This window comes from Kitasatospora sp. NPDC058184 (assembly GCF_042883725.1).
GTDB lineage: Bacteria > Actinomycetota > Actinomycetes > Streptomycetales > Streptomycetaceae > Kitasatospora.
The window spans coordinates 2,501-6,184 of sequence record NZ_JBHVVE010000047.1 but is presented as its reverse complement, the minus strand read 5'-3'; the positions used below and the strand labels follow the sequence as shown (position 1 = coordinate 6,184).

The 3,684-nt window shown below is 52.3% G+C and carries 2 tRNA genes and 3 rRNA genes; all 5 read left to right on the top strand.

The window, feature by feature from the left end:
- A 16S ribosomal RNA gene (locus ACFVXH_RS41150) occupies positions 1–196 on the top strand; the annotation flags it as partial.
- Between the two features lie 175 nt (positions 197–371).
- A 23S ribosomal RNA gene (locus tag ACFVXH_RS41145) occupies positions 372–3,301 on the top strand.
- Between the two features lie 50 nt (positions 3,302–3,351).
- Positions 3,352–3,467 (top strand): 5S ribosomal RNA (gene rrf / locus ACFVXH_RS41140).
- A 46-nt stretch (positions 3,468–3,513) separates the two neighbouring features.
- Positions 3,514–3,588 (top strand) — tRNA-Asn (locus ACFVXH_RS41135).
- Positions 3,589–3,590: 2 nt separating this feature from the next.
- Positions 3,591–3,663: transfer RNA gene (locus ACFVXH_RS41130), tRNA-Thr, on the top strand.
- Positions 3,664–3,684 lie beyond the last annotated feature (21 nt).

Genomic DNA, 3,684 nt, shown 5'->3' with positions numbered 1-3,684 from the left:
GTAATCGCGGATCAGCATGCCGCGGTGAATACGTTCCCGGGCCTTGTACACACCGCCCGTCACACCACGAGAGTTTGTAACACCCGAAGTCGGTGAGGTAACCTTTTGGAGCCAGCCGCCGAAGGTGGGACAGATGATTGGGGTGAAGTCGTAACAAGGTAGCCGTATCGGAAGGTGCGGCTGGATCACCTCCTTTCTAAGGATTTTAACGGAATATAAGACCTTGGGTCTTATAAACAGAACGTTCCCTGTCTTGTTTAGTTTTGAAGGATCATTCGATTCTTCGAGATGTTGTTCTTTGAAAACTAGATAACAGAAGTAATTCACATTCAATTAGTAATGCAAGATATCACGTAGTGATTCTTTTTAACGGTTAAGTTAGAAAGGGCGCACGGTGGATGCCTTGGCACTAGGAGCCGATGAAGGACGGGACGAACACCGATATGCTTCGGGGAGCTGTAAGCAAGCTTTGATCCGGAGATTTCCGAATGGGGAAACCCACCACTCGTAATGGAGTGGTATCCATATCTGAATACATAGGATATGAGAAGGCAGACCCGGGGAACTGAAACATCTAAGTACCCGGAGGAAGAGAAAGCAAATGCGATTCCCTGAGTAGCGGCGAGCGAAACGGGACCAGCCCAAACCAAGAGGCTTGCCTCTTGGGGTTGTAGGACACTCTGTACGGAGTTACAAAAGAACGAGGTAGATGAAGAGGTCTGGAAAGGCCCGCCATAGGAGGTAACAGCCCTGTAGTCAAAACTTCGTTCTCTCCTGAGTGGATCCTGAGTACGGCGGAACACGTGAAATTCCGTCGGAATCCGGGAGGACCATCTCCCAAGGCTAAATACTCCCTAGTGACCGATAGTGAACCAGTACCGTGAGGGAAAGGTGAAAAGCACCCCGGAAGGGGAGTGAAAGAGATCCTGAAACCGTGTGCCTACAAGTAGTCAGAGCCCGTTAACGGGTGATGGCGTGCCTTTTGTAGAATGAACCGGCGAGTTACGATCCCGTGCAAGGTTAAGCAGAAGATGCGGAGCCGCAGCGAAAGCGAGTCTGAATAGGGCGAATTGAGTACGTGGTCGTAGACCCGAAACCAGGTGATCTACCCATGTCCAGGGTGAAGTTCAGGTAACACTGAATGGAGGCCCGAACCCACGCACGTTGAAAAGTGCGGGGATGAGGTGTGGGTAGGGGTGAAATGCCAATCGAACCTGGAGATAGCTGGTTCTCTCCGAAATAGCTTTAGGGCTAGCCTCAAGGTAAGAGTCTTGGAGGTAGAGCACTGATTGGACTAGGGGCCCCTACCGGGTTACCGAATTCAGTCAAACTCCGAATGCCAATGACTTATCCTTGGGAGTCAGACTGCGAGTGATAAGATCCGTAGTCGAAAGGGAAACAGCCCAGACCGCCAGCTAAGGTCCCAAAGTATACGTTAAGTGGAAAAGGATGTGGAGTTGCTTAGACAACCAGGATGTTGGCTTAGAAGCAGCCACCATTTAAAGAGTGCGTAATAGCTCACTGGTCGAGTGACTCTGCGCCGAAAATGTACCGGGGCTAAACGTATCACCGAAGCTGCGGACTGTTCTTCGAACAGTGGTAGGAGAGCGTTCTAAGGGCTGTGAAGCAAGACCGGAAGGACTTGTGGAGCGCTTAGAAGTGAGAATGCCGGTATGAGTAGCGAAAGAGGGGTGAGAATCCCCTCCACCGAATGCCTAAGGTTTCCTGAGGAAGGCTCGTCCGCTCAGGGTTAGTCGGGACCTAAGCCGAGGCCGAAAGGCGTAGGCGATGGACAACAGGTTGATATTCCTGTACCACCTCCTCACCATTTGAGCAATGGGGGGACGCAGGAGGATAGGGTAAGCGCGGTATTGGATATCCGCGTCCAAGCAGTTAGGCTGGGAAATAGGCAAATCCGTTTCCCGTGAAGGCTGAGCTGTGATGGCGAGCGAATTATAGTAGCGAAGTTCCTGATTCCACACTGCCAAGAAAAGCCTCTAGCGAGGTGAGAGGTGCCCGTACCGCAAACCGACACAGGTAGGCGAGGAGAGAATCCTAAGGTGATCGAGAGAACTCTCGTTAAGGAACTCGGCAAAATGACCCCGTAACTTCGGGAGAAGGGGTGCTCTGTTAGGGTGCAAGCCCGAGAGAGCCGCAGTGAATAGGCCCAGGCGACTGTTTAGCAAAAACACAGGTCTCTGCGAAGCCGTAAGGCGAAGTATAGGGGCTGACGCCTGCCCGGTGCTGGAAGGTTAAGAGGAGCGCTTAGCGTAAGCGAAGGTGCGAATTGAAGCCCCAGTAAACGGCGGCCGTAACTATAACGGTCCTAAGGTAGCGAAATTCCTTGTCGGGTAAGTTCCGACCCGCACGAAAGGCGCAACGATCTGGGCACTGTCTCAACGAGAGACTCGGTGAAATTATAGTACCTGTGAAGATGCAGGTTACCCGCGACAGGACGGAAAGACCCCGTGGAGCTTTACTGCAGCCTGATATTGAATGTTGGTACAGCTTGTACAGGATAGGTAGGAGCCTTGGAAACCGGAGCGCCAGCTTCGGTGGAGGCATCGGTGGGATACTACCCTGGCTGTATTGACCTTCTAACCCGCCGCCCTTATCGGGCGGGGAGACAGTGTCAGGTGGGCAGTTTGACTGGGGCGGTCGCCTCCTAAAAGGTAACGGAGGCGCCCAAAGGTTCCCTCAGAATGGTTGGAAATCATTCGTAGAGTGTAAAGGCACAAGGGAGCTTGACTGCGAGACCTACAAGTCGAGCAGGGACGAAAGTCGGGCTTAGTGATCCGGTGGTTCCGCATGGAAGGGCCATCGCTCAACGGATAAAAGCTACCCCGGGGATAACAGGCTTATCTCCCCCAAGAGTCCACATCGACGGGGAGGTTTGGCACCTCGATGTCGGCTCATCGCATCCTGGGGCTGTAGTCGGTCCCAAGGGTTGGGCTGTTCGCCCATTAAAGCGGTACGCGAGCTGGGTTCAGAACGTCGTGAGACAGTTCGGTCCCTATCCGTCGCGGGCGCAGGAAATTTGAGAGGAGCTGTCCTTAGTACGAGAGGACCGGGATGGACGCACCGCTGGTGTACCAGTTGTCTTGCCAAAGGCATCGCTGGGTAGCTATGTGCGGACGGGATAAGTGCTGAAAGCATCTAAGCATGAAGCCCCCCTCAAGATGAGATTTCCCATTCCGCAAGGAAGTAAGATCCCTGAAAGATGATCAGGTTGATAGGTCTGAGGTGGAAGTGTGGCGACACATGGAGCTGACAGATACTAATCGATCGAGGACTTAACCAATTTGAATGTATGCTTACTGTTATCTAGTTTTGAGAGAACACTCTCAATGGTTTGGTGGCGATAGCGAAGAGGTCACACCCGTTCCCATGCCGAACACGGAAGTTAAGCTCTTCAGCGCCGATGGTAGTCGGGGGTTTCCCCCTGTGAGAGTAGGACGCCGCCAAGCTTTTTTATTTTATCTACCATGTTTTTGTTTATGAAGCTTATAATATTCCGCAGTAGCTCAGTGGTAGAGCTATCGGCTGTTAACCGATCGGTCGTAGGTTCGAATCCTACCTGCGGAGCCATTGCTTCCATAGCTCAGCAGGTAGAGCACTTCCATGGTAAGGAAGAGGTCAGCGGTTCGAGCCCGCTTGGAAGCTTATCTAAATACGTTGATCTGA